This window comes from Sulfurimonas sp. SWIR-19, from assembly GCF_020410885.1.
GTDB lineage: Bacteria > Campylobacterota > Campylobacteria > Campylobacterales > Sulfurimonadaceae > Sulfurimonas > Sulfurimonas sediminis.
This window is the reverse complement of the sequence record NZ_CP084578.1, coordinates 1,563,000-1,587,716: the sequence shown is the minus strand read 5'-3', so window position 1 is coordinate 1,587,716 and position 24,717 is coordinate 1,563,000. Positions and strand designations below refer to the sequence as shown.

Here is a 24,717-nt window from a genome sequence, read left to right as displayed (position 1 = left end):
TAACTATAATCCTATTTAAAATGAACCAATAACATGGAACAAAATTCATCATTTTTGTAAAACTCAATCCTGTATGTTTTGTTATTGTTATCAACTGAATAGTGTTTGTTTAACTGTTTTAAAGATATGTTTATCTGACTCTCATCTACTCTGTCTTTTTTATAATAACCTATAACATTCACACGGTGTTTTTTACTCTTGACGATTTTAAAATCGTCACTTACATAAAATTCTGAAGCTTTTGGCAAAGAAACTTCGTTATTGTCTATAACAATTTTGTATTTTTCGGGACAATAGTCCGACATTTTAAAATATTGGGGTTTAAGTGTAGTTACTAACTTATTCCCAATATATATCAAATATCTGCCTTTTTTTCTTTTCACGTCTCCCAATGGATGGGAGAAATAAAACTCATTACTTTTTGATTTTATCGGAATATAGCTTAAAGAGTTTTTTATATCATTCAAATTTAACAAAATATTGTGATTTATTACTAATGTTCCATAGTTTTTTATTATATTCGTGATTTGTGCTGCATTTAATGCAAAGTCGCGTTTGTAGGAGATTCCCATTATTTTCATATACTCTTCGATTGCCAGGAGTTGATAAAAGACTTTTTGGGACAAACTGGAGAGATTTTTACTTGTCTCGATGGCAAATGCCGGCTTGTCATTTGTAACAGCAAAGTAGGTAAGAGAAAGCTGCATTGCCTCATCTTCATACTTTGTATTGGTGTTTTTTACATTGAAACTGTGATGTTTTTTCAGGAGTTTTTTATTGATATTGTTTTTGACTGTTTCTGCAATAGTGTTTAAATCACCAAAAAGCTGTTTTTGCTGGAGTCGGCATTGGTCAATAACACAGGTCTGTCCCCATGCATTCGGATTAAATATACTGCCTTGGTTCTGCTTGCGGTAAAAACCATGTCCGTCGTGTAAATTTAAGACTAAAGAAACTTTTTTTGAAAGTATTATTTTTTTGACTTCTTTGATGATTTCTCTGTCTTTGTCATCTTTTTTGATATGTGAAAACTTACGATTCATATCACCATGAATGCCACGTTTGTTAGCCATAATACTTTCTTTGTTCAAGTTCGGAATAATCCATAAATTCTTAGATGTTACAGTGTAGTGTGTGGCCAATATTGAAGCTGCAAAATATCCGCCAGGTTCATTACCGTGAATTCCACCTATAACTAAAAGGGTAGTGTTTGAGTCACTGTTTTCTTTTTTGATGAGCTGAATATTTGCATTGAGAACAGATGAAATAAGAAGTGCCAGGCATATATTGAAAATCAGAGACATTTATTTCTCTGTTATAATGCTAAATTGATTGTTTTGTAAGCGTACAATCAATATCTTTTTTCCATGAAAAGAGAAGCTGTCGGATTTGTACTCTTCGTTAAAGGTTATCTTATACAGGTTTTCAATATTGGGATATGCAATGATATTTATATCGCGAAACAGTATGATTTTATTTTCATTTTTGCTAAAAACTCTTTGCTTGTATTGTTTGAATTTTTCAAGATTCATACCGTCAAATCTTTTAAATTCCTGTGCATAGAAGTGAAGATAATCTTCGAGATTATTATAAAGCCAGGAATAGCGCCATGCATACAGATTAGATAAAAGCAGTGCCAAGGTCTCTTTTGATACAGTATTGCTGCTGTTTGTCTTTTCTTTTATAATCAATACTGTTTTTTTGATATCAATATTTTTATTAAGACATTCTATGCTTTTGTTGTTGATGGCAATACACCCTTTTGTAAATTCGTCTCTTTCCTGATTGCTTGGCAGTCCGTGAATCCAGATGCCCTGTCCTGTTTTGCCTTTGTACCTGTCATACAGGTTCGGATAGGAAGTCACAAATGCCATTGGACCGTAAAAAGAGTCAACTTTTGACAGTTTTTTTACAATATCATAAACTCCAACAGGTGTTTTAAGGTCGCCTTCTTTTGTTTTGTCTCCTTTGAATTTTCCCGTAAAAGCACTGTACTCTTTTCGTAGCTTATAGGTGTTGTTCTGGTCTCTGGAGTAAATTAACAGTTCTGATTTCGATTTGTCACACAGTAAAATATTTGTATAGGATTCAATATAGCCAAATTGGGTATCTTTGTTTTTGAGAAACTCCTGCCAATAATTTTTATCGCCAAGGCTTTTATCCAACTCCTTTTGAATATTTTTAATGCCATGCAGTCGATAGTTTGTTAAAATATCATTATTTGAAGCAAACGCAGCAGTTGAAAAACAAAGTGTACAGATAATACTTATAACGAAAAAGTAAAATCTATTGCCCATAGTCATATCCTATCTCTTTAAGGAAGTTTTTGTCTTTTGTCCAGCCTTTTTTAACGGTTACCTGAAGGTTCAAATAGGCTTTTTTCCCACTGAGTCTTTCGATTTTCTCTCGGGCAGATTTTCCTATGCGTTTCACGGCTTCACCGCCTTTTCCGATAATGATTCCTTTTTGAGACTCTTTTTCTATAATTATTGTGGCATAAATTCTGTCAATGCCTGTTTCTTCTTCGATAGAGTCAATAATGACATCCGATTCGTAAGGGACTTCATCACTGATGTTTTCAAAAATAGCTTCACGAATAAATCCTGCATATATATCACGTACGAGTTCACTTGTCAAATCCTCAGGGTCATAGAGATAAGGAGATTCCGGCAGGTTCTTTGCAATAGTATCCAATAAGTCTTTATGACCTACCTTACGAGGAATGGCTACAGGAATAAGTGCTTCAAAATGGTCGGCATATTTATTATAGGCACTAATGGATTTAAAAAGCTTTTCTTGCGAAACCTGATCTATTTTGCTTAAAACAATAATATGCTTTACCCGTCCGTTATTGATTTTTAAAAATCTTTCATAATGTTCGGTAGAGTCAGTCACCGGTGCAAGATAGACGATTAAATCACAATCACCCATGGCTTTAAGGGCTTCATCAAGCATAAACTGATTGAGCATTTTTTCTTTTTCATGCAAACCGGGCGTGTCAACAAAAATAATCTGTGCATTTTCATGCATAACGATTGCATTTGAACGCTTTCTTGTTGCATTGGCTTTTTGACTTACCATTGCAATTTTTTCGCCCAAAAGGGAATTCATTAGGGTGCTTTTACCTGCATTCGGACGTCCAATCAAGGAAACGAAACCAGCTTTAGTCATTTATAAACCTTGTCAATTATTTTCTACAGACACAAGTGTCTGCCTTCAGTCGCCTCAGCGGCGCAAGCGGAGTAAAGGGACTTTGTTCCTTTACGGGACTATTATAGTATATATCTTGATAAGTCTTCATCTTCTACGGCGTTATCGAGTTTTTCATGCACAAGTTTTGCTGTGACGACAAACTCTTTGCCTTTATACTCATCTGCATTGAAACTTATATCTTCAAGTATCCGCTCCAACACAGTGTGCAGGCGTCTTGCACCGATATCTTCAGCCGTTTCATTGGCACGGTGTGCAAGTTTTGCGATAGCTCTTACCGCTTCATCTTCAAATATCAATTCCATACCTTCAACGGACAAGAGAGCCTGATACTGTTTGAGTAGAGAGTTTTGTGTTCTTGTTAAAATTTGATAGAGTGTTTCTTCTGTCAATGCTTCGAGCTCAACACGTAAAGGAAATCTTCCTTGCAGTTCGGGAATCAAATCACTTGGTTTGCTTACATGAAAAGCACCGGCTGCAATGAAGAGAATATGGTCGGTATTGATCGTTCCGTATTTTGTTGAAACACTGCTTCCTTCTACAATAGGCAGGAGGTCTCTCTGGACTCCTTCTTTTGAAGGATCATTGCGTCCCTGACTTTTTTCACTGAGTGCAATTTTATCTATCTCATCAAGAAAAATAATCCCTCCGTTTTCTGCCCGTCTCAATGCCTCTGCGTTTACTCTTGTCATGTCAAGAAGTTTGTTGGTCGCTTCTTGACGAAGGAGCATTTTGGCATCTTTAACTGTTACCTCTTTTTTGTTGTCTTCTTTGTTAATCGTGGCAAAGACTTTGGAAAAACTCTCTTGCACTTTCGCCATTTCCGGCGGCAAATTTGTATCATTAAATTCGATATTGAGTTTTTCTATTTCAAGTTCTATGACTTTATCATCCATTTCACCGGATTCTATACGTTTTTCCATAGCTTCTAAGAGGCGTTGATAATCATCTTTTTTGCTTTCACTCGCACCGGCAGGAAGGGGAGGGAGCAGTTTTTCTGTGATTTTATTGATGATGTAGTTTTCTATTTTGTCTTTGTTTGCTTCTTCTTGTTCCGCTTTGACAATACTGATAGCATTTACAACCAGATCACGAATCATAGATTCTACATCACGACCGACAAACCCCACTTCTGTATATTTACTTGCCTCAACTTTAATAAAAGGCACTTTCATCATTTTGGCTAAACGTCTGGAAATTTCAGTTTTTCCAACACCAGTTGAACCTATCATCAAAATATTTTTCGGAGTGATTTCATTTTTAAGCTCATCATCAAGTTGCATACGTCTGTAGCGCGTTCGCAGAGCAAGTGCAATGGTTTTTTTTGCATCTTTTTGAGCAATGACATAGTTGTCTAGATATTCTACAATTTCTTTTGGTGTTAAATTCACTCTTTTTCTCCATCTAGTATCAATGTTTTGATATTATGATTGGTGTATATACAAAGATCTGCCGCTACATGTAAAGACTCTTTGACAAGTTCCTCTTCGTCCAATGAAGCGTGCTTTTTTAATGCACGTGCAGCCGAAATGGCAAAGTTGCCCCCGCTTCCTATAGAAGCAATTTGTCCGTCTTCGGGCTCAACCACATCGCCGTTTCCTGTCAAAATAAATATGTGCTCGTTGTTCAAAACGATCATCATAGCCTCAAGACGACGCAGCACTTTGTCTTTTCTCCAAGCCTTAGAAAACTCAACAACAGATTTGAGTAAATCTCCTTTTTTATTTTCTAAAAATTCTTCAAACATATCAAACAGATTAAAAGCATCAGCAGTACTTCCGGCAAATCCTGCAAGGATTTTACCATGATGGAGTCTGCGGATTTTTGTTGCATTGCCTTTTAAAACGCTGTCTCCAAAGGTAACTTGACCGTCACCGCCGATAACGGCTTTGTTTTCACCTTTGTAGGCCAGTATGGTAGTAGCATCAAACATTAATTCTTACTCTCCCTGCACATCTACATGTAACTTAGCATGAATACCGTGACCGAGTTTCAAATCCAAATCATGTTCCCCGATTGTTTTAATCGCTGTTTTGTCTGTAATGGCTTTTTTGTCTATCTCTATGCCATGCTGTTCTTTGAGTGCATTGGCAACTTCTTCTTTGGTTATAGCGCCGAAAAGGTGTCCGTTGTTACCTACTTTTTTAGTAATGATAACTTCGAGTTTATCAAGTTTTTGAGCAATCTGTTTGAGTCTTGCTATTTCAGCTTTTTCTTCTTCTTCTTTTCTTTTGATTTCTGCCTCATGTTCAGCAATAATTTCAGGTGTTGCAGGTTTGGCAAAACCTTTTTTAATTAAAAAGTTTTGACCATAACCCGGTTTGACCTCTTTGACTTCACCGGCTTTTCCTAAACTTTTTACATCTTTAATTAATAATACTTTCATAGATTATTCCTAGTTTTATTTTATCTTTCTATTTCACCCGGATAGGCAACAATACCATTTGTTAAGTTTCCGATTTTTGTATAACCGTTGTCTGTAAGAATTCTTGCAACATGCGCAGAACGGCTTCCTACATGGCAGTAGAGTATGATGTTTTCATTTTTGCCGTAGTTTGTTTCTTCCCATGTTTGAAAAAATGAACTTGTCGGTACCAGTTTGTCCGCACCTTTAATGTGTCCCATCTGCCATTCCATGTACTCACGTACATCTACAAGCTTAAAATCAACCATTTTCAAATCACGTGCTTCTAAAAGGGATACAAGCTCATCCCCGTCAAGTTCGTCTTTGTTAACAAGTATTTCGCACTCTTCTTTTGTCAGTCCTCTTGAGTGACTGTGTGCAGCCTCTTCCATACCGAGTTCAATACGCTTTTTCTCAGCAAATTCAGGAGTACAGAAAATTCCACAGTGACATACTCCACCCTCCGGAATCTCTTTTTCAATTGCAGGTTTACAAGGACAGATCCTGTCATCAACACTTCTTGGCTTGCCATCAACTTCTTCAACCATAAAACAGGGGCAAAATCTTTTTTTGTACATCATTTTGTTTCGTGCAAGGCCCATCTGTACGCCTTCGTTCACTTCTTCTTGCGGGTTGTAGACCCAACCGAACTGTGCATTGACCTTGTCTGTAAATTTGATTGTTTTTTCAAGTTCCGCCTGAAATTCCGGTGAATTCATATCAATTTTTATTATACTCATCTATCGTTCCTTTAGTTATTTTTTAAATTTGTTTCTAGCTTTACCTTCAATGATAAAACGCAATGCGTTGAGTTTTATAAAACCTTCTGCATCTTTTTGGTTGTAAACTTCATCTTCTTCAAAAGTGGAATATTCAGGGTTGAAAAGGGAGACATCAGAATTTCTTCCCACAACTGTAACATTTCCTTTGTAGAGCTTTAATCGTACTGTGCCTTCTACCCATTTTTGTGTTTGATCGATGGCAGCTTGAAGCATTTCACGCTCAGGCGCAAACCAAAAACCGTTGTAAATGAGTTTTGCATAACGAGGCATCATCTCATCTTTAAGATGTGCTGCTTCACGGTCAAGGGTGATGGATTCTATTGCCCGGTGTGCTTTGAGCATAATCGTTCCGCCTGGAGTTTCATAACATCCACGGGCTTTCATACCGACAAAACGGTTTTCAACGATGTCAACACGACCAATTCCATGCTTGTTTCCATATTCGTTGAGTGTCTGTAGCATTGTGGCCGGTGAGAGTTTTTCTCCGTTGAGTGCAATCGGGTCACCGTTCTTGTACTCAATCTCTATATATTCGGGAGTATCTGGTGCTTTTTGTGGTGAAGTTGTCCACAGCCACATTGACTCTTCCGGTTCTGCTGCAGGGTCTTCCAAAATCCCGCCTTCATAAGAGATATGCAAGAGGTTTGCATCCATTGAGTAGGGAGATTTTTTTCCTTTTTTCTCAATCTGAATACCATGCTCCGCCGCATAGGCCAAAAGTTTTTCACGAGAATTCAAGTCCCATTCACGCCAAGGAGCGATGATGGTCAGTGTTGAATCTTGACCCAGATAACCCATTTCAAAACGGACCTGATCGTTTCCTTTTCCTGTTGCCCCATGAGCTACACCGTCGGCACCGGTGATTTTTGCAATTTCTGCCTGACGTTTTGCAATCAAAGGACGGGCAATGGATGTCCCTAAAAGATATTCTCCCTCATAAATAGCATTGGCACGAAACATCGGGAAAACAAAATCTCTTACAAACTCTTCGCGTAAATCATCAATAAAAATATTCTCAGGTTTGATGCCAAGTTCAAGTGCTTTAGCGCGTGCAGGTTCAAGTTCTTCACCTTGTCCTAAATCTGCTGTAAAAGTAACAACTTCGCATTTGTATTCGTCTTGTAGCCATTTGAGTATAACACTGGTATCGAGTCCGCCAGAGTATGCCAAAACAACTTTTTTAACACTTTTTTTCATGTAAAAAACCTTTGATAATAAAATAATTACCGCGATTATAACGAAAAATAGGTGAGAAGTTGCTTATGAATTTTGTATTTGTTTGTTTTAATAAAACTTAGTAAAGGTGTGTTTACATGTAAAGAGGGTTCAAGAGTAAATGCAGTACTTTGTGAAGTACACTTTACCCTTTAGAATCAAATAAAATTCCGCTGACCTCTTGCATTTTTGGAAGAAAATCATGTGCCTGTTCTGCAGGAAATCTTCGAATAATGGTATTTGTTTTTGTGTCTATCGCCGCTACATAAAAGATGTCATTTTTGTCTACTCCAAATTTTATACTTGTATTGAGTGGAGAAAGTGCATCATTGAGCTCCTGTACCAGATTTTCAACATCTTTTTGAGAGTTTGTGTTTTTTACATTGTCAGCTGCAGAATTTTGTGTTTCTTTGATAACATCAGCCTGTTTTGTTCTTGTCTGTGCTGTCTGCTGTACCTGCTGTGCCTGATTTTGTGATTTTCCCTGTATTTCTGCCGAACCTACCTGTGACTGTTGCTGTCTTGCAACATTTGCAATGCCATCCATGACCTACTCCTCTTAAAAGTATAATTGTTAATGACAAAATCGACTAATAGTTTAATTACTTTAGAAAATATTTGAATTTTTTTTGTTTATCCTAAAAAATTTATGATAATCTTGCATTTATGAAAGAATATATAAAATTACTCAAAGAAGAGAAAGTATTAAGACAGCTTTCGACAATTCAGCTGATTTCTTATTTTGGAGCCTGGTTTTCCAATGTTGCTATTTATACTCTGCTCATTGAGTTACATGTATCCGCCTCTGTTGTTGGTTTTGTAGCAATGCTGAATTTTTTTGCCGGTGTTTTACAGGCTCCGTTTTCGGGTCCTGTTATAGACAGGATGAATCCGAAAAAACTGATGCTGCTGCTTATAACAGTTGAAATAGTCGCCACTGTTTCTTTGATATTTGTGACAGAGGTATCGGACTTGTTACTTTTGTATGTACTGATATTTTTTAAAATGGCGGCAGCTTCATTCTATTTTACGACAGAGATGTCGCTTCTGCCAAAAATCCTGCATGGGAACAAACTGCAGCGTGCTAATGAACTGCACTCTATTATCTGGTCGTTTTCATATACACTGGGAATGGCAGTAAGCGGTTTTGTGGTCTATTGGTTTGGTATAAAAACGGCCTTTTTGCTTGACGGATTGATGTTTTTTATAGCTTTTTGGCTGCTCTTTTATACAGAAATTAAAATAGAAATACTCAAAATTGAAGAAAATATTTTTAGAATGATGCAGGAGACTTTTGTTTATCTCAAAAGAACACCAAAAGCTCTTCATCTGATGATTATTCACTCTTTTGTCGGACTGACTGCGTTTGATGCTTTGGTGGCCTTGATGGTCGATGAGTATTATGCCTCTTTTATCGCGGCTTCACTGGCTCTTGGACTACTGCATTCTGCACGAGCCGTAGGTCTTGTCATCGGTCCGGTATATATTGGAAAATGGATTAACAATACAAGGCTTGTCTATGTATTTATAGCCCAGGGAACAGCTGTCTGGATATGGGCTTTTTTGATGCATAATTTTTATCTTTCTTTGGCAGCGAGCGTGCTTGTCGGTTTTTTTACAACGACTTTATGGTCTTACAGTTATACGCTTTTGCAAAAAAATATAGAAAAAAAATACTATGGACGGATTGTTGCCTATAATGACATGCTGTTTTTGTCTTCGGCAGCTTTTACTTCGTATATGATTGGCTTTTTGGCAGCACATTCATTTTCTTTAGAGGCAATTACGGCTATAATTGGCAGCGGTTTTTTTGTTGGCGCTATTTACTATAAATATGTACTTAAAAGTCAAAAAATAGAAGAGATTTCATGATGAGTTTTGCAATACTTGGCGGCTTAGCGTTAAATATCGGCGCGTATCTTACCTATAAAGGAAAGATTTATCAGGCAGTGATTGTCTATCTATTTGCTGATATCTGCTGGATAATAATGGCAGTGCAAAAAGAGGATGTGATTGGTGCAGGTTTTATTGTAACAGGCACGATATTCGGATTTTTGGCATATCTGAAAATGAAAAACGGTACCATGAAAAAAAGTTTAGACAAGGGAGAAGAATGATTTACAAATCAAAAGAGGGTGACATCAGTTTGGAGAATTTGACACGTCTGTATGGGGCAGTCGTCATTGATATGCAGGGTGAAATTGCCGAAATGAGTTTGGAATGGTTTGATTTGTACGGTGATAAGGTAAAACTCATAAACTATGTGCTGGTATTTGATTATACACCGCCGGGTGAAAATATCAGAAATACAAAAGTTTTGGAATTTTCTACAAAAGAGGCACTGATAGAAACGATGCAAGAGGTAGCACAATTTTTTCAAAAATAATTTCACCGGATACTAAAAAAGTTCTCTCCCTTGCCTTTCCTGCAGCGCTCAAACACCTTGTAGATATTTTACAGGTGCTTATAGATATGCTGATGGTGGGAACCGTGAGTGTTGCGGCACTTGCAGCTGTCGGTATGAGTATGCAGTTTATGATGATAATCAATGTGTTGATGACGCTGTATGTCATAGGCGGCAATGCGCTTATATCGCGATTTATCGGGCAGGGCAGAAAAAACAGAGCGTCGGCACTTCTCTTTTCGCTTGTCATTCTTGCTGTAATTTTAGCTTTTTTTGTAACGATTGGGGGCTATTTCGGCAGCACGCATTTTTACAGCTGGATGGGGGCAACACCTGCCGTTGTAGAGCAAGGCAGTATCTACTTTAAAGTTTTATCACTCGGCATTGTCGTGATATTTTTGGATAATCTGCTTTACAATGCTCTGAGTGCCGCAGGAGATACAAAAAGCTCTTTTTATATCAAGCTCTCCTCTGCTGCTATGAATGCTTTTATGAACTATGTATTGATATTTGGGCATTTCGGATTTGAAGCAATGGGCATAGAAGGGGCGGCCATTGCAACGGTCATTTCGTATATGTTTAATGTTGTTGCCTACTATATTCTTATAAAAAAGATGAATTCGAGTCTTGATTTTGTACCGATTATTCGCACGCAGGATATAAAAAGAGTCCTCAAAGTCGGTTGGAGTGCGGCGCTTGACCGTGGTATATCGAGCATGAGTTTTTTGGTTTTTGTCTCCATCATCACTGCGTATGGAACGGCAGAACTTGCAGGCTATCAGGTAGGCCTCCGCGTTGAAGGAATCGCCTTTATGCCCGGTTTTGGTTTTGCTATCGCCGCAATGGCGCTGGTCGGGCAAAATATTGGCAAAAAAGATTTTGAAAAAGCCTATAATATGGGGATAATTTCAGGGCGGATTGCTTATGTGTTCATGGGAAGTGTCGGGCTGATTATGATACTTTTTCCTGAGTTTCTTGTCAGTTTTTTTACAAAAGACGCTCTGACAATTGCAGTTGCCTCAAAGTATCTGATACTGGTAGGTTTGGCACAGATTCCGCTTGCAATTATGTTTGTTTATTCCGCAGCACTTCGGGGTGCCGGTGCCACAAAAACCACACTCAAAGTCAATGTCTCTTCTTTATGGCTTTTTCGTGTGATTCCTTCCTATATAGCCTATCATATGGGCTATGGAGTTGTCGTTGTTTTTATAATTATGAATGTTGAGACCTTGATAAAAGGCATCATCTATTCGTATTTGTACTCTAAAAAAGAGTGGCTCTATACCAAAGTATAAATTTATTTGGGATGTTTTATTGGCAATATATTAGTTTTTATGGTTCCCAACAGTATTTGGGATTGTGTTTCCGCTGGCTTGCATGCTGAGTGCCTGGGGGTATTTTTTGTAATGTGCGCGTACTGTTTTGGCGAGTTTTTCTTTTGTGAGTGTGTCGATGACTCCGTTGTCGGCTATGGTATCTGCAATGTTTTGTACCAGTTCATCCTGGGGTTTTTGCATTTTGTTTTTCCAAGAGAGCAAGAGTGCTTTGTTTACATGTAAAGGGAGTGAGCCCATTATGCCGATGTCATTTTGGTCGTGGATGAGCAGTCCCGAAGTTGTGCCTCTGTCAAGTGTCAAGACCTGAAAAAGATAGAGAGTGTGGTAGTCAAGTTGCTGCTGGAGTGCCTCTTTTGAGATTTCTGTTCTTGTCTGCAGAGCATTTGTTATGATGTTGATGTAAGTGTCTATAATGCCCTCTCCAAAGTTTTTTGCAAAATCTACGTCGGCTTGTTTGTTGTCTGTTTTGTAGTTTTCAAGGTAAAAATGGGAGATGCCGCGTGTGCGTTGCAGGGCGGGAATTGTAAAATATTTGTCGCCTTGTTCTGCGCCTGTTGTGTAGTTTTTGCCCCCTAAGTTTTGCAAGGCTTTGTCAAATGCAGTTTTATCCTCTTCATTGGCAACAGCAGGATTCAAATCAGCCATAATTCGCCAATACGAGGGTGCATTACGCAACTCTGTCAGACTGATGTGAATATGCACAGAGGGAACATGCGGATTGTTTGGGTGAATGATGGTTGAAATGGCTGTGGCACTTTTGAGATTTTTTTCCGGCATGTCATCATAATGCACCTGGGAAACATTCACACTTGCGGTATTGAAAATCTGTTTGTCTCTTGCCTCAAATCTACTGCCGCCGCCGTGCTTTCCTTCGTCTCGCAACCAGATGACTTCTTGGAACTTTTTATTTTCTCCAAAAATTTCTGAAAGAGCATCGAGTTTGTTCACAAATCTTTGTTGCAGGGCAGTGAGCTGTTTGTATGCCTGTTGTGCTTCTTTTGAGTTTGTCATATTCATTGCCATTGTATCAATCCTCTGTATTTGTCAGAGAGTAATTCAAAATTTTATTCAAGTTTTTTGAAAGCAGGGTCTTAATCTTAAAAAGCATACAGCCCGCACTGAAGTACCGGTTCCATTAAGTTAAGAAAAAAACTTGATGTTTTCTTGAAACCTAGGCATTAGTCTTTAAAGACACACAGCCCGCACTGAAGTACGGGTTCCGAAAAAGCTGCTTAATTTAATAGCACTATTGGAACCGGTACTTCAGTGCCGGCTGTTTCAACTTTCTTGTCAATTCCAATCTGGACTGTAAAAAAATTGAATAAAATTTTGAATTACTCTCTGTTTTTCATAATTTTAGCAAGTTTAAGATAATATTTCAGTATGAATAAACAAGAGTATAAACAGGCAGTAGAAAAATTAAATTTGTGGGCATATCATTATTATGTTTTGGATGATCCTATTATGACGGATGAGGTGTATGACAGGCTTTACAAGGAGGTCGAGGAATATGAAGCGGCACATCCTGAAGATGTTTTAAAAGATTCTCCTACGCAAAGGGTAGGGGATGTTGTGAGCGAGGGGTTTGTCAAAGCAAAACATCTCTCTCGGATGTGGTCATTAGAAGATATTTTTAATGCACAGGAGTTGCAAAAGTGGCTGGAAAAAACCTACAGACTTGACAAAAATGTGACCTTTTACTGTGAGCCAAAGTATGATGGTGCTTCGCTGAATCTTATTTATGAAAACGGAGAGCTTCAAAAAGGTATTACAAGAGGAGACGGAACAGTCGGCGAGTTGATTACGCAAAATGTAAAAACAATTCGTACGGTTCCTTTGAGTATTGAGCATAAAGAGCTTATAGAAATTCGCGGTGAAGTGGTGATTTTTAAAGATGAATTTGACAAAATCAACAAAGAACGTCTTAAAAAAGGAGAACCGCCTTTTGCCAATCCGCGAAATGCTGCAGCGGGAAGCCTTCGACAGCTTGATCCAAGTATAACAGCAAAAAGAAATCTTGTTTTTCTACCCTATGGTGTAGGTGTAAACAGTCTTCCTCACAAACTTTTGAGTGATAAAATGGCTTATATTTATGAACTTGGTTTTCGTGAGCCACCACTTCGTGCCGTTACCAAGGGCTATGATGAGATAGAAGCGATGTATGAGCGTATGAAAGAGGAGCGTGAGAGTTACCCTATGATGCTTGACGGTATGGTTGTAAAGGTAAACGAGATAGCAGCGCAGATAGATATGGGCTATACGGTAAAAGTACCGCGTTGGGCCGTTGCCTATAAATTTCCTGCGGTTGAAAAGATTACACGGGTCAAAGATATTATACTGCAGGTCGGACGCACGGGCGTTGTTACTCCTGTAGCAATTGTAGAACCGACAGAAATCGAAGGGGCGGTTGTTGAACGGGCAACTTTGCATAATTTTGATGAGATAGAGCGTATGGATATTCGTATAGGCGATAAGGTGATAATTTTGCGAAGCGGGGATGTTATTCCTAAAATCGTCAAAGTATTGACACAGGAACGTGATGGAAGTGAAAAAAAAGTTGAGCGTCCGACACACTGTCCTGTGTGTGGGAGCGAACTCCTGCAAGAAGATGTGCTTATAAAGTGCCAGAATCTTACATGTGAAGCACGGGTTGTCAACTCCATTATCTATTTTGCATCAAAACAATGCTTAAATATTGACGGTCTGGGCAGTAAAATAGTTGAACAGCTTTTTAATGCCGGACTTGTCAGAAGTGTGCTTGATCTGTTTGACTTGACTATGGAAAAACTCTTGCAGCTTGAAGGCTTTAAAGAGAAAAAGGCAAAAAACCTGCTCAGTGCCATAGAGAGTGCAAAAGGGTGTGAACTGTGGCGTTTTATCAATGCTCTTGGGATTGAGCACATCGGAGAAGTTGCCTCAAAAATGATAGCCGAAGCCTTTGGGTTGGAGTATTTACATGTAACGCAGGAACAGCTTGTCGCTATTGACGGTATAGGTGAAGAGATGGCGCAGAGTTACTTGGAATTTATGCGCGTGAACGAAGAGACGGTTGTCAAACTTCAAGAGATTTTACAACCCGTACCGCCGAAAAAAAGAGCAGAAGCACAGGAAAATCCCTTTAAGGGCAAAACAGTTGTTTTGACAGGAACGATGAGCGAACCGCGACCGCTTATAAAAGAGAGGCTTGAAGCACTGGGCGCAAAAGTGAGCGGCAGTGTGAGTAAGAAAACAGACTATCTCATTTATGGCGAAGATGCCGGCAGCAAGTATGACAAGGCTGTCAGTCTGGGTGTTAAAACACTTAGCGAAGAAGAGATGAGAGAGATGTTGGCGTGAGACTGGATAACTACCTTGTAAAAAACAGCCTGAGTGAAAGTCGCAACAAAGCACAGGCTATGATAAAAAACGGACTGGTGCTTGTAAACAGCAAAACTGTCAAAAAGCCGGCCTTTGGCATAGAAGAAGATGACAGGGTGGAGGTAGCGGATCATAAAAGCTATGTTTCCCGTGCTGCTTTGAAGCTTGCGTATTTTTTGGATGAAACGGGTTTACATGTAAAGGATAAAACAGCCTTGGACATAGGTTCGTCTACGGGTGGTTTTACTCAAGTATTGCTAGAACGCGGCGTTCAAACGGTTAGTTGCGTCGATGTGGGACGAGACCAGTTACACGATTCTTTACGTAAAGATGCCCGTGTCAGTGTTTATGAGGGCTGTGATATTCGCCGATTTGAGGTGGACGAACCCTTTGAACTGATTGTCAGTGATGTTGCCTTCATCTCTTTACTTTATATTTTAAATGATGTTGACAGGCTCGCCTCGGGTGATATTATTTTGCTTTTTAAACCACAGTTTGAAGTAGGGCGAGAGGCAAAGCGTGACAAAAACGGCGTCGTACAGGATAAAAAAGCAATAGAGCGGGCCATGCAAAAGTTTGAAGATGCCTGCCGTTTGAAAAACTGGCAGTTGGTGAAAAAATCCCCCTCAAAACTTGCGGGAAAAGAGGGAAATTTAGAGTATTGTTATTACTTTAAAAAAGATAGATTATAATGCTGAAAGACAAGAAAAAAATGAAGGTGCAAGCATGAGAAAAAGCACATCAATTGCCATAGGCGGATTTGACGGTATGCACGTCGGACATCAGGCACTTTTTAAAGAACTTGATGAAAATGGTACGATTGTTGTTATAGAAACAGGGTATGCCAACCTGACACCTGACGGATTTAGACAACGCTATACAAAGCATCGTATTGTTTACCTAAAGCTTGATGATATACGGCATTTGGACGGAGCGGGTTTTATTGGCTTCTTACAAAGAAAGTTTCCAAAATTAAAAAAAATAGTTGTGGGATATGATTTTCATTTTGGCAAAGACAGAAAATATTCCTATGAAGATTTAAAACAATTATTTAAAGGAGATGTAGTTGTGGTAGAAGAGGTAAAACACAATAACGACTCGGTACATTCACATAAAATACGGGCAAAACTCCAAATAGGTGATATAAAAGGTGCCAATGATTTTCTCGGACATAATTATACGATTGTAGGTAAAAGAGTTGACGGGCAGGGTCTGGGCTCACGGGAACTTGTTCCGACAATCAATCTGAGCGTGAAGGGCTTTTTGCTGCCAAAAGAGGGGGTGTATGCAACGCTTACCCGCATTGATGATGAAGAACATTTTCACCCTTCTGTGAGTTTTATAGGGCACCGTATAACAACAGACGGCAGTTTTGCAGTAGAGACACACATACTTGACGGTACGGTTACATGTAAAGAAAAAGCTGAAATAAGTTTTGTGGATTTTATACGAAACAATGAGAAGTTTGACTCTTTGGAGAATTTAAAAGAGGCAATTAAAAAAGATATAACGATTGCAAATCAGATGCTAAAAAGATTGGAATTGTAAGTATCAGTTTTATTGTAACTTTTATAGTGCTACAGTATATGCGCCATGTATTTTCCCTTGTGCAGTTGGGCAATAACATTTTGCTTGATTTTTGTAGAAGAAGTCTGTGGATTATAACTGACCTGTACTATTTTTCTGTCTTTTGATTTGAGGTATTCCTCTACTGCAATATTATGCGGTTGATCGCCCCAGTCTTCTCCAATGACAAAAATATCTGCATTTACCTCTTCACAGGCTGAAACATATTCAAGTTCATGATAGGCTCTTACATCATCAACACATTTGAGTGCTTTGAGCATCTCCATACGTTGGGCTAAAGGAACAACAGGAACATTTGGTTTGTAAGAGTTTACAACCTGATCAGATGCAACACCGACTACAAGTGTATCTCCCAGTGTTTTACAGTATTCTAATAAGGCCAGATGCCCCACATGTAATAAATCAAAAGTTCCGACAGTATATATAATCATTATTTTGTTTCCTTTTGTAATAAAATTAAGATATTTCAGATATAATAGCATAAATATGCTTAGTATTCAGCAAAAATTTGATAAGGATTCAATTTATGACCAAACAACCAACGATTCTCTCTTATGTGAGAGATATTCCCAACCTTTTATCGCTTTCAGGCCTAGCCTGTACACTATTAGCCATCTATTTTAGTATCACCGGTCTTTATTATGCGGCCATGATTGGTATGGTCTGGGCTGTTGCTTTTGACTGGGCGGATGGTTTGGTAGCCAGAAAGCTTAAAGGAAGAACGTCCACAGATGCGAAATTCGGAGGGCAGTTGGATATTTTGATAGACATTGTAAGCTACGGTGTAACGCCTGCTGTATTGCTTTTGAGTTATGGACATTTTGAACCTGTATACCTTATAGGTGCATTTTTAATGATAAGTGCGGCTGCCATACGACTCAGCTATTTCAGTACATACGGACTTGCCGGGGGAACAAAATATACAGGACTTGCATTGGATAACAACAGTCTTATTTTGGTTTTCATTTTTTTGTTTGAAGGTTTTTTTAGTCATGAGGTTTTTTCTGCTGTTTTATATATAAGCGGGGTATCTCTTGCTATACTGAATGTATCAGAGATTAAAACACCAAAACTTTCAGGAAATCTGAGAAATGTCTATCTGTTAGGTATGTATACGCTTGGAATATCAGCTGTATACGGATTTTTTCTGAGATAAGCAGGTACAGAATATCCAACGAGAAACTATAAAAACAAACAGGAAAATTAATGAAGATAACACCAAATGTAGTGGTGGAAAATGAAAATACCGCTTACAAAATTACTCTTAAAAATACGAGTAATATTGAATCTGTAGAAGTCCTCTCACGAGGAGATTATTATCATAAAGACAAGATAGACTATACTGTACAAAACACTCATATTGTATTTACATACACTATGAACTATCTTGGAGAGTTTATTGTAAAAGTCAATTTTACCTATAAAGAGTCTAAGTCTGTTTGTCTTTACTGCGTTGACAAAGAGATGATACAGTTAAGACCTTTCAAGGGTGATTTGCATATGCATTCTGTTTATTCTGATGGCAAAACAACACCTTTTGCAATGGCTTTGGCTTCTTTGCAGGCAGGGATGGATTTTGTGAGCATTACTGACCATGACAGTTACGAAGGCTCTCTTGAGGCGATAGAAAAAGTAAAACAGAACAATATAGACATTCTGGTACTGTCCGGTGAGGAAGTGAGTGTCGGCGGGACAAAAGATATGTCTATTGCCCAGGGAAACGGACATATACTTTCTATCAATGCAAACAGATCCATAGAAGAACAGAGAAAAAACAGTAAAAAGTATGAACAAGAGCTGCAGGAGATTGTAGAGGAACTGCAAAAAGAGGATATAGATAAAACTATTGACCTTCTTCATTATGCAAAAAACATTTGGGTTATCCAAAAGATAAAAGAGGCACATGGCGCATCCATACTGGCGCATCCAAACTGGGTATACAGAGACGGAAAGTATCATCTTCACCAGGCTTTTTACAAAGAGATGCTTAAAAGTTCCCACCTTGACGGTGTTGAGGTTTTCGGAGAGGAAAAAATCAAAGAGTATAACAACATGACACACCTGACTGCGCTTCAAATAAGAAACAAACACAAGTATCTTGCACCGTTTGCCAATTCGGATGCGCATGACAGCGATCATGAAGTGGGAGAGCGTTTTAGCATTGTATTTGCAAAAGAAAGGTCTGCCGAAAACATTACCCATGCAATCAAAAAAGGGCTTACCTGTGCTGTTTATAAAAGAGAAAACAATGAGCATCAGTTTATAGGAAAAGATGAACTGGCACAGTATGTTTATTTCTTAATCAAAGAGTATTATCCAAAGCATAACAGTTTAAAAAGCAGATTGGCGAAACTTTATATGGACCAATTGATAAATGGTACAAGTTTTCAAAAAAAAATTGATGCGGTACAGTTTAAATTAAAAAATCATACAAATGCATTTTTTTTAGATACAATTAGCATAAAAAAGAAGTAGAGATTTGAACAGAGAATATTTAGAAAACAAAGAAACCATACATTTTAAATTTGAACAAAACAAAGAAGACTTTATAGTAGATGAAATTCCTTTATCGTTTAAAGGCAATGGTAATTTTGCCATATTACATGTAAAGAAAGTAGAACTCACAACCTGGGATATGATAGCGGCATTTGCTGAATTTCTCAACATACCTGCTGAAAAAATAGGCTACGCAGGACTTAAAGACAAACATGCAACAACGACACAGTATATTTCTGTTGAGGCGAAGTATGAAAAACAGCTTAAAAAGTTTAGACATCCTCATATAAAAATACTTACTGTGACACGCCATACCCACTCCATACGGATGGGTGATCTGGCGGGAAACCGTTTTAGCATCAATCTCTTTGGTGTTTCGCAGATTGAAGCAGGACGCATTGAAAAGCTGGCTAGAAAAAGTGAAAAAAACGGCTTGCCCAACTATTTTGGATACCAAAGATTTGGACGGGATGAAGATTCCATAGAACAGGCACGTGCCATGATAGCAGGAGACTTACATGTAAACGATGCAAAGTTGAAAAAGTTTCTTATCTCAATATATCAGAGTCTTTATTTCAATGACTGGTTGAAAGAGAGAGTGCTTTTAAGCAGAGAAAAAAACGACGGAAAGTTTATGCTTTTGGAGGGAGATGTCTATCTTTCAGATGAAGAGAAATTGTTTACACCAAAAAGTACTCCTCAAAAAGATTTCCAAGCAAAAAAAGTAGTGCCGACAGGACTTTTGCCAGGACGCAATGTGTATAGAGCCAGAGGTGAGGCAAGAGAAATAGAAGCAAAATATGATGATGAATTTTTATATGACAAAGGTCTGCGCCGCGCGGTTTTGGTCTATCCTCAAGATATTACATTTTCTTACAAGAATCATTTTGACATCTTAAACATTGCTTTTACACTGCCAAAAGGTTCCTATGCCACAGTCTTTTTGGAAAATATAGCAAACAAAAACTTTAAGGCAAAAGCAGTGAAGCAAAAAGAGAGTTACAGCAGTCGGTACTAAAGTACCGATTCCGAGGAAGCCGTTAAGTTAAGTAACTTTTTCGGAACCCGTACTTCAGTACGGGCTTTGTGTCTTTAAAGACTAAGACCTAGGTTGCAAAAAAAATTTAGTTTTTTACCACTCTTCCTCTTCTTCATTGATGTCTGAATCATCATACGGGTCCATGTGCGTTAAAATATGGACTTTTTTATCTGGAAAAAGTCCTTTTATTTTTGCTTCAATCCTGTCTGATATGAGATGGGCATCGTAAAGTGATATGCTCACATTAAAGACAAGATGGTAAGAGATAAAGATATGCGAACCTGCTTCACGTGTCTGTAGGTAATGGTAGGCTGTAATCTCTTTTTCATTTTTCAAAATTTCTTCTATTTTTTCGATATCTTCTTTTGGCAGGGCAACATCAAGAAGCATTAAAACCCCTTCTTTTACTATAGGAATGGCAGAGTAAATCATATAAAATGCAATGGCAATACCCAAAATGGGATCTATAAGATACTCTCCTGTATACTGGATGGCTACAAGCGCAAAAAGAACAGCACCGTTTGAAAATATGTCTGTTTTGTAGTGCAGCGCATCGGCTTTTATGACCATGTTTCCTGTTTTTTTTGCCACATATGACAAAAAGAGGACTAAAAAACCTGTGATGATAAAAGATGCCACCATCACAGTGATACTCTCATTCATGTGCTGCATTGCTTTTGGGTGCACTATTTTAGAAATTGCTTCATACAGGATAAAAAGAGCCGAGAGCGAAATTATTGTTCCTTCTATGACAGCCGCAAGCGGTTCAAGTTTTGCCCGTCCAAAGTGAAATTTGTCATCCGGGTGTTTTTCTGCATTGTGAAGCGCAAAATAGTTAAAGAGTGAAACCGTTAAATCGAGTAGAGAATCAATGGCAGATGCCAAAACGGCGATAGACCCGCTTAATATTCCGACAGTGAGCTTGAGCAGTATCAATACAGTAGCCACACTGCTTGAAACAACGGTCGCTTTCTTTTCTAATCGCATAAAAATCCTTAATTCTTATAAATTAGATATAATTGTACTTAAATTTAACTATAAAAAGCATAAAATGAACTTAGAAGAATTAAGACAAGAGAGACAAAAATGGATGCAGTGGAAAAACATTGCGCCACTGAGAGAAGCGATTGAGAGCCTTGAGGCAGTTACATGTAATGTTACGCTTGGAGATGTTGTAAATATCAGCGGTGCCTGTGATGAAAAAAAAGTGTATGAAACGGCAAAAATGCTGATGCCCTGGCGCAAAGGACCCTTTCAAATCGGTGAAACATTTATAGACAGTGAGTGGAAAAGCAATATAAAATACAATCTGCTCAGACCCTATTTTGATTTAAAAAACAAAAGAGTTGCCGATATAGGCTGTAACAACGGGTACTATATGTTTCGGATGCAAGAAGACGAACCAAAACTTTTAGTCGGTTTTGATCCTTCACCACTCTATAAAACACAGTTCGATTTCATCAATCATTTTGTAAAAAGTGACATAGTGTATGAACTTTTGGGTGTTGAACATCTGCCGATATATGACGAAAAATTTGATATGATTTTTTGTTTGGGTGTTTTGTACCACAGAAGTGATCCTGTTGCCATGCTTAAATCACTCTATAAGGGATTGGACAAAAAAGGCGAAGTGATTTTAGATACATTTTATATAGATGGAAATGAGGAGATGGCACTCTGTCCTGAGTCTTCCTATTCTAAAATACCCAACATCTATTTTGTACCGACGATAAAAGCATTGAAAAACTGGTGTCTGCGTGCCGGATTTGATGGATTTGAAGTATTGCAAACATCTGTTACAGATGCTGATGAACAGCGTAAAACAGAGTGGATAGAAGGACAGTCTCTGGAAGACTTTCTTGATCCTGAGGATAATACAAAAACAGTAGAAGGCTATCCTGCGCCGCAAAGAGTCTATGTAAAACTGATGAAGGATAAAAAATAATGAAAAATGAACAGCTTGATGATGAATTGGAACTTGAAGAGTATAGAAATACAGAAAATGAAGTGATGATTCAAACACATGAAAAGGTCAATCAAAATCTTTGCGGTGAAGTGATAAAGATGGAAGAGGGATATGTGGAACTGAGTCTTGAGACTATTCCTGATATGCTTGCTGATGAGGTCGGATTGATTCATGGCGGTTTTATTTTTGGTGCTGCTGATTATGCGGCTATGCTCGCAGTCAACGAGCGAAATGTTGTTTTGGTGGCGAGTGACTGCCAGTTTCTCTCTCCTGTAAAACTGCATGATGTTGTTGATGTTGTTGCAAAAGTAAGACATAAAGAAGGGCGCAAAAGAAATGTACATGTACAGGCTTTTGTTCTGGATATAAAAGTTTTTGAAGGGGAATTTAAAACTGTTATAACAGACAAACATGTTTTAAAACTCAAACTGCTGGATGAGGAAGAGCAAAAGAGCGGAACACCAGAGTCCTGACTCTAGTGTTTTTTGGCGGTAAGTAAAAATATTCCAAAATCTTTATGGGGTTTTTTGATTGTATTTATATTTTGTATTTTTACATCTGCAAATCCGTGTTTTTGGACGATGTCGCGCAGTGTTTGTGCATCGAATCCAAAATGGTGCACACCAGTATTGTCGGAGTGAAAGCTTCCGTCTTCACTTTCCAAATCAGCAATGGCAATAAAGCCGCCTTTTTTAATATTTTTGTATATTGTTGCAAAAAAAGCATCCAGATCTTCTACATGGTGCAGTGTCATTGAGCTGATAAGTCCGTCAAACTGCTGTTTGAGCGGTTCTTTGATAATATTTTGATGATAGGCTTTTATCTCCAGTTGCGGCGTATTTTTTTCCTGGAGTTTTTCGAGCATTTTTGCCGAGGTGTCCACACCGTAAACCTGTTTTACTTTGGGAGCAATGCTAAAACCAAGCAGTCCTGTTCCCACACCAAAGTCCAGTATTTCCATATCTTTACTCAGCGGTATCTCTTTTTCTATAGCATCAGCAATTGTTTTTGCGCCATTGACACGTATGTCACCGCTGTCCCAGTTTTGTGCTTTTTCTTTAAAATGATCTTGCATTTGTTTCCTTTAGAGTTGGTTGATCCAGTAGTCTGCGTACTGCTGTTCCTGTTTGATTGAAGTATTCTCCCCGTGCCCCGGATAGACAGTTTTGTCATAAGGAATCTGCTTGAATTTTTCTAAAGATTTTTTCATATCTTCAGGGCTGGAGTAAGGAAAATCCGTTCTGCCGATGCTTCTTTGAAAAATAAAATCACCGCTGAACATTGCATGCCCTATTTCAATAGTGGAACACCCCGGACAGTGTCCGGGAAAATGGGTAAACTTTACTTTTGTACCGCCAAAATCAAGCTCTTCATCTCCCTCAATAGCTACATCAGGAGTAGATGGCGGCAGATCCGGCATCCATGTATTGTCTTGCAGCAGAGGAATATCACCTTTTGGTGTATAGAGTTTGATGCCGAGTTTCTCCTGAAGCTCTGCATTGCTCCATACATGGTCGAAATGTCCGTGTGTATTTAATATGGCTACAGGATTTGTGACATTGTCCAAAACCCATTGTGTGGCACCGACACCCGGGTCAATTATAAAATCTTTGCCATCAACTGTAGCAATATAACAATTTGTCTGATACGGTCCCATAGGCTGTTTTTTTATCTGCATTATAATCTCTTTTTTAGTGTTATTATAGCATTATTGCAGTATGAATTTTTATAAAGAATTAGAGTTAATTTTACAGGAAAAATCACCCAAAGAAAAAATCAGTAAATTTAATGATTTTTATGCGCATTACAAAGCGGGGAGAGCTGTTTTTGAAACAGATTACAAACCAAAAGAGTTTACAGAACCTTCATACAGCCTTACATGTAAGATAGTACCGCCTCAGGATGTTCCCAAAAGAACAAACCTCACAACAAAAGAGGGGCAGGTAAATCTGCTGCATGCCATAGCACACATAGAATACTCTGCCATAGATCTGGCACTTGACGGGGCATACAGATTTACCAATATGCCAAAAAAATATTATGATGACTGGCTGGAAGTTGCAAATGATGAGATACGCCATTTTTTACTGCTTGAAAAACTGTTGCACGAACTTGGCAGCAAATATGGCGATGTGGAAGTGCATAACGCTCTTTTTGAAGCAAGTCAGAGAACGCAGACTTTATTAGAGCGTATGGCAGTAGTTCCCCGTTATCTCGAAGCCAACGGCTTGGATGCAACACCTATGATACTGCAAAAAATCCAGAGAATGCCAAAAAATGCCATGCTTGAAAAAATTACACATACTTTACATGTAATCCTTGATGAAGAGGTTTCGCATGTAAAAAAGGGCGATGTCTGGTTTGCGTATGCCTGTGAAAAAGAGGGTGTAAACAAAGAGGTCTATTTTGAAATTATAGACAAATATTACCCGCAAGGATTTTTACGTCCTAAAAATTTAAATCTAGAGGCAAGAAAAGCGGCAGGCTTTACATGTAATGAACTTAATATTATGGCAAAAAAAGAGGTGTGCTGATTTTTTGATATAAAAAATATGTTATAATTCAAAAATGATAATAAGAAAGATTCTCAGAAAATACTTTGCCGCTCTTTTTGTACTTGCGACACTTATGGCGGTTTTTCATCACCACAGTGACCTAGAAGTACATGAAGATTGTCAGATATGCAGTATCTCATCCAATATCTTTGATGGTGATATTCAAAGAGAACCGATCTATCTTCCTACACTTGAACAAACACTCTGTTTTGTGCCCATTTCTACTTTTTTTATATATATAAATGAAATTTACACTCCTCTCAATCCCAGAGCTCCCCCAAGTTATTCTTAAGGGCATTTATCCATCAGGATTGCTTCCAAAACACTTCGGAATCGGTACTTTAGTGTCGACTGTTGTAGCTTTT

At 38.2% G+C, this 24,717-nt stretch carries 28 protein-coding genes; 14 read left to right on the top strand and 14 right to left on the bottom strand.

The window, feature by feature from the left end; all coding sequences use genetic code 11:
• Window positions 1-11 precede the first annotated feature (11 nt).
• The 9 genes from LCX93_RS08240 to LCX93_RS08200 form a co-directional block, all read right to left on the bottom strand.
• Window positions 12-1,304 carry a M99 family carboxypeptidase catalytic domain-containing protein gene (locus LCX93_RS08240; RefSeq protein ID WP_226065859.1) on the bottom strand — a complete coding sequence of 431 codons (1,293 nt, stop codon included), beginning with the start codon at window positions 1,302-1,304 and terminating at the stop codon, window positions 12-14.
• Window positions 1,305-2,297 (bottom strand): L,D-transpeptidase family protein, encoded by a 993-nt coding sequence (locus LCX93_RS08235; protein WP_226065858.1) that lies wholly within the window; start codon window positions 2,295-2,297, stop codon window positions 1,305-1,307. It abuts the gene before it with no gap.
• Window positions 2,287-3,171 (bottom strand): GTPase Era, encoded by an 885-nt coding sequence (era, locus tag LCX93_RS08230; RefSeq protein ID WP_226065857.1) that lies wholly within the window; start codon window positions 3,169-3,171, stop codon window positions 2,287-2,289. The genes LCX93_RS08235 and era overlap by 11 nt, the downstream gene beginning before the upstream one ends.
• Before the next feature lie 101 nt (window positions 3,172-3,272).
• Complete coding sequence (gene hslU, locus LCX93_RS08225; RefSeq protein ID WP_226065856.1) at window positions 3,273-4,601, bottom strand: ATP-dependent protease ATPase subunit HslU; 1,329 nt, start codon at window positions 4,599-4,601, stop codon at window positions 3,273-3,275.
• On the bottom strand, window positions 4,598-5,143 hold the full coding sequence (gene hslV / locus LCX93_RS08220; protein ID WP_226065855.1) for an ATP-dependent protease subunit HslV: 546 nt from the start codon (window positions 5,141-5,143) through the stop codon (window positions 4,598-4,600). The genes hslU and hslV overlap by 4 nt, the downstream gene beginning before the upstream one ends.
• Before the next feature lie 6 nt (window positions 5,144-5,149).
• The gene (gene rplI / locus LCX93_RS08215; protein ID WP_226065854.1) at window positions 5,150-5,596 is read right to left on the bottom strand and encodes a 50S ribosomal protein L9; all 447 of its coding nucleotides are present in this window, start codon (window positions 5,594-5,596) and stop codon (window positions 5,150-5,152) included.
• Window positions 5,597-5,616: 20 nt separating this feature from the next.
• Window positions 5,617-6,354 carry a ferredoxin-thioredoxin reductase catalytic domain-containing protein gene (locus tag LCX93_RS08210; protein ID WP_193150104.1) on the bottom strand — a complete coding sequence of 246 codons (738 nt, stop codon included), beginning with the start codon at window positions 6,352-6,354 and terminating at the stop codon, window positions 5,617-5,619.
• A 15-nt stretch (window positions 6,355-6,369) separates the two neighbouring features.
• Window positions 6,370-7,593, bottom strand: a complete 1,224-nt coding sequence (locus tag LCX93_RS08205; RefSeq protein ID WP_193150103.1) for an argininosuccinate synthase — start codon at window positions 7,591-7,593, stop codon at window positions 6,370-6,372.
• A gap of 163 nt (window positions 7,594-7,756) precedes the next feature.
• Window positions 7,757-8,158, bottom strand: coding sequence for a flagellar protein FlaG (locus LCX93_RS08200; protein ID WP_226065848.1), 402 nt, complete (start codon window positions 8,156-8,158; stop codon window positions 7,757-7,759).
• A 119-nt stretch (window positions 8,159-8,277) separates the two neighbouring features.
• Between LCX93_RS08200 and LCX93_RS08195 the strand changes: the two genes are divergently transcribed.
• The 4 genes from LCX93_RS08195 to LCX93_RS08180 are packed head-to-tail and all read left to right on the top strand — an operon-like array spanning window position 8,278 to window position 11,310.
• Entirely contained in the window at window positions 8,278-9,483 is a 1,206-nt protein-coding gene (locus LCX93_RS08195) for an MFS transporter (protein WP_226065846.1), read from the top strand.
• Window positions 9,480-9,728, top strand: a complete 249-nt coding sequence (locus LCX93_RS08190) for a hypothetical protein (protein ID WP_226065844.1) — start codon at window positions 9,480-9,482, stop codon at window positions 9,726-9,728. The genes LCX93_RS08195 and LCX93_RS08190 overlap by 4 nt, the downstream gene beginning before the upstream one ends.
• Complete coding sequence (locus LCX93_RS08185; protein ID WP_226065842.1) at window positions 9,725-9,997, top strand: hypothetical protein; 273 nt, start codon at window positions 9,725-9,727, stop codon at window positions 9,995-9,997. The genes LCX93_RS08190 and LCX93_RS08185 overlap by 4 nt, the downstream gene beginning before the upstream one ends.
• Window positions 9,982-11,310 carry an MATE family efflux transporter gene (locus LCX93_RS08180; protein ID WP_226069427.1) on the top strand — a complete coding sequence of 443 codons (1,329 nt, stop codon included), beginning with the start codon at window positions 9,982-9,984 and terminating at the stop codon, window positions 11,308-11,310. The genes LCX93_RS08185 and LCX93_RS08180 overlap by 16 nt, the downstream gene beginning before the upstream one ends.
• 30 nt (window positions 11,311-11,340) lie before the next feature.
• Here LCX93_RS08180 and LCX93_RS08175 read toward each other — a convergent pair whose 3' ends face one another.
• Complete coding sequence (locus tag LCX93_RS08175) at window positions 11,341-12,375, bottom strand: coproporphyrinogen III oxidase (RefSeq protein ID WP_226065840.1); 1,035 nt, start codon at window positions 12,373-12,375, stop codon at window positions 11,341-11,343.
• Between the two features lie 360 nt (window positions 12,376-12,735).
• On the opposite strand from LCX93_RS08175, the gene ligA reads away from it, so the two are divergent.
• From ligA to LCX93_RS08160, 3 genes are read left to right on the top strand one after another with little or no spacing between them, the layout of a single operon-like run.
• A complete protein-coding gene (gene ligA / locus LCX93_RS08170) occupies window positions 12,736-14,688 on the top strand; it encodes an NAD-dependent DNA ligase LigA (RefSeq protein WP_226065838.1) in 1,953 nt (650 codons plus the stop codon).
• Window positions 14,685-15,401, top strand: coding sequence for a 23S rRNA (cytidine-2'-O)-methyltransferase TlyA (gene tlyA, locus LCX93_RS08165; RefSeq protein ID WP_226065836.1), 717 nt, complete (start codon window positions 14,685-14,687; stop codon window positions 15,399-15,401). The genes ligA and tlyA overlap by 4 nt, the downstream gene beginning before the upstream one ends.
• A 34-nt stretch (window positions 15,402-15,435) precedes the next feature.
• Window positions 15,436-16,257 (top strand): bifunctional riboflavin kinase/FAD synthetase, encoded by an 822-nt coding sequence (locus LCX93_RS08160; protein ID WP_226065834.1) that lies wholly within the window; start codon window positions 15,436-15,438, stop codon window positions 16,255-16,257.
• A 29-nt stretch (window positions 16,258-16,286) separates the two neighbouring features.
• Here LCX93_RS08160 and LCX93_RS08155 read toward each other — a convergent pair whose 3' ends face one another.
• Window positions 16,287-16,727 carry an FAD synthase family protein gene (locus LCX93_RS08155; RefSeq protein ID WP_226065832.1) on the bottom strand — a complete coding sequence of 147 codons (441 nt, stop codon included), beginning with the start codon at window positions 16,725-16,727 and terminating at the stop codon, window positions 16,287-16,289.
• A gap of 95 nt (window positions 16,728-16,822) precedes the next feature.
• On the opposite strand from LCX93_RS08155, the gene LCX93_RS08150 reads away from it, so the two are divergent.
• The 3 genes from LCX93_RS08150 to LCX93_RS08140 are packed head-to-tail and all read left to right on the top strand — an operon-like array spanning window position 16,823 to window position 19,810.
• A complete protein-coding gene (locus tag LCX93_RS08150; protein WP_226065830.1) occupies window positions 16,823-17,452 on the top strand; it encodes a CDP-alcohol phosphatidyltransferase family protein in 630 nt (209 codons plus the stop codon).
• 50 nt (window positions 17,453-17,502) lie between these two features.
• Window positions 17,503-18,771 carry a PHP domain-containing protein gene (locus LCX93_RS08145; RefSeq protein ID WP_226065828.1) on the top strand — a complete coding sequence of 423 codons (1,269 nt, stop codon included), beginning with the start codon at window positions 17,503-17,505 and terminating at the stop codon, window positions 18,769-18,771.
• A gap of 4 nt (window positions 18,772-18,775) precedes the next feature.
• Window positions 18,776-19,810, top strand: a complete 1,035-nt coding sequence (locus tag LCX93_RS08140; protein ID WP_226065826.1) for a tRNA pseudouridine(13) synthase TruD — start codon at window positions 18,776-18,778, stop codon at window positions 19,808-19,810.
• A 114-nt stretch (window positions 19,811-19,924) separates the two neighbouring features.
• On the opposite strand, the gene LCX93_RS08135 is transcribed toward LCX93_RS08140, so the two are convergent.
• Window positions 19,925-20,818 carry a cation diffusion facilitator family transporter gene (locus LCX93_RS08135; protein ID WP_226065825.1) on the bottom strand — a complete coding sequence of 298 codons (894 nt, stop codon included), beginning with the start codon at window positions 20,816-20,818 and terminating at the stop codon, window positions 19,925-19,927.
• A 64-nt stretch (window positions 20,819-20,882) separates the two neighbouring features.
• Here LCX93_RS08135 and cmoB point away from each other — a divergent pair, with 64 nt between their 5' ends.
• On the top strand, window positions 20,883-21,776 hold the full coding sequence (gene cmoB / locus LCX93_RS08130; RefSeq protein WP_226065823.1) for a tRNA 5-methoxyuridine(34)/uridine 5-oxyacetic acid(34) synthase CmoB: 894 nt from the start codon (window positions 20,883-20,885) through the stop codon (window positions 21,774-21,776).
• Window positions 21,776-22,270 (top strand): PaaI family thioesterase, encoded by a 495-nt coding sequence (locus tag LCX93_RS08125; RefSeq protein ID WP_226065813.1) that lies wholly within the window; start codon window positions 21,776-21,778, stop codon window positions 22,268-22,270. The genes cmoB and LCX93_RS08125 overlap by 1 nt, the downstream gene beginning before the upstream one ends.
• Before the next feature lie 2 nt (window positions 22,271-22,272).
• Here LCX93_RS08125 and LCX93_RS08120 read toward each other — a convergent pair whose 3' ends face one another.
• A complete protein-coding gene (locus LCX93_RS08120; protein WP_226065811.1) occupies window positions 22,273-22,872 on the bottom strand; it encodes a class I SAM-dependent DNA methyltransferase in 600 nt (199 codons plus the stop codon).
• A 9-nt stretch (window positions 22,873-22,881) separates the two neighbouring features.
• Window positions 22,882-23,475, bottom strand: coding sequence for an MBL fold metallo-hydrolase (locus tag LCX93_RS08115; RefSeq protein ID WP_226065809.1), 594 nt, complete (start codon window positions 23,473-23,475; stop codon window positions 22,882-22,884).
• Between the two features lie 40 nt (window positions 23,476-23,515).
• On the opposite strand from LCX93_RS08115, the gene LCX93_RS08110 reads away from it, so the two are divergent.
• Both LCX93_RS08110 and LCX93_RS08105 read left to right on the top strand, forming a co-directional pair.
• A complete protein-coding gene (locus LCX93_RS08110; protein WP_226065807.1) occupies window positions 23,516-24,331 on the top strand; it encodes a ferritin-like domain-containing protein in 816 nt (271 codons plus the stop codon).
• A 34-nt stretch (window positions 24,332-24,365) separates the two neighbouring features.
• Window positions 24,366-24,644 (top strand): DUF2946 domain-containing protein, encoded by a 279-nt coding sequence (locus LCX93_RS08105; RefSeq protein ID WP_226065805.1) that lies wholly within the window; start codon window positions 24,366-24,368, stop codon window positions 24,642-24,644.
• The last annotated feature ends 73 nt before the right edge of the window (window positions 24,645-24,717 follow it).